The sequence below is a fragment of the Bartonella sp. AA86SXKL genome (assembly GCF_042196885.1).
This window is the reverse complement of sequence record NZ_JBHIRE010000123.1, coordinates 1-1135: the sequence shown is the minus strand read 5'-3', so window position 1 is coordinate 1135 and position 1135 is coordinate 1. Positions and strand designations below refer to the sequence as shown.

At 38.9% G+C, this 1135-nt stretch carries 1 protein-coding gene and 2 pseudogenes; all 3 read left to right on the top strand.

The window, feature by feature from the left end:
- A pseudogene (locus tag ACFIO5_RS10380) lies at positions 1-148 on the top strand (tetratricopeptide repeat protein); the annotation flags it as partial.
- A 244-nt stretch (positions 149-392) separates the two neighbouring features.
- Positions 393-968, top strand: coding sequence for an elongation factor P (gene efp / locus ACFIO5_RS10375; protein ID WP_011181270.1), 576 nt, complete (start codon positions 393-395; stop codon positions 966-968).
- 10 nt (positions 969-978) lie between these two features.
- Positions 979-1135, top strand: a pseudogene (locus ACFIO5_RS10370) (inositol monophosphatase); the annotation flags it as partial.

Here is a 1135-nt window from a genome sequence, read left to right as displayed (position 1 = left end):
CGATATAGTAAGAGCAGCAGCGTGGTATATGCTTGCAAAGCATGCAAAAATACAAGCCCCTGATCTTGAAATGATGCTTGAAGGTATGGACCATGCACAGCTAGAGGAAGCACGCAAAGAAATCATAAAGCTTCTACCTATTTTTTAACACAGGCTTCAGAAAAATGATGTTTTTTGCTTCAAATCTATAAATTTTCACAAAAATCTTTGTGCAAATTTTTAAAAGCCTTGCGTCTGAGTGCTTTTTATGGTCTTGCAAAGGTTGAAAGCGAAAATACACAAAAGTTTTTTGGAAGCAGTTTTTAGGCTTTTTTCTCTGCAAAGACGATAAGTGATCTCTCTCAAGGGTAAAAAGAGAGCACTTTTTGCAAGAATGGAATTGGATAGAGACGATGAAAATTAATGGCAATGAAATTCGACCTGGTAATGTGATTGAGCATCAAGGAAGCTTATGGGTCGCTGTGAAATGCAATGCTGTAAAACCAGGAAAAGGTGGCGCATTTAATCAAGTTGAAATGAAAAATCTGATAGATGGTACAAAACTCAATGAACGTTTTCGTGCAGCCGAAACGGTTGAAAGAGTACGTCTTGAACAAAAGGATTTTACTTTTCTTTATCAACAAGGTGATGCTTTAATTTTTATGGATTCGCAATCCTATGAACAACTTGAATTACAAAAAGATTTTGTTGGTGAACGTGCTGCTTTTCTCCAAGATGGGATGACTGTAACTGTTGAACTTTATCAAGAAAAACCGATTGGTATATCGCTTCCCGATCAGGTGAGTGTAACGATTGTTGAAGCTGACCCTGCCCTCAAAGGGCAAACGGTCACAGCCTCTTATAAGCCTGCCATTCTTGAAAATGGTATTCGTATTCTTGTACCACCTTTTATTAACGCCGGCGAACGTATCATTGTTGACACCAATGAATTGATTTATGTGCGTCGTGCAAATGAAAAAGATAAATAAGGGATAAAAGATGCCGCAATCTGCAGTCATGAATGTCATGGTGCAAGCCGCCATGAAAGCAGGGCGTTCTTTAGTGCGCGATTATGGTGAAGTGCAAAATTTGCAGGTATCCTTGAAAGGGCCGGCAGATTATGTAAGCCAAGCGGATCGTAAAGCAGAAAAAATTA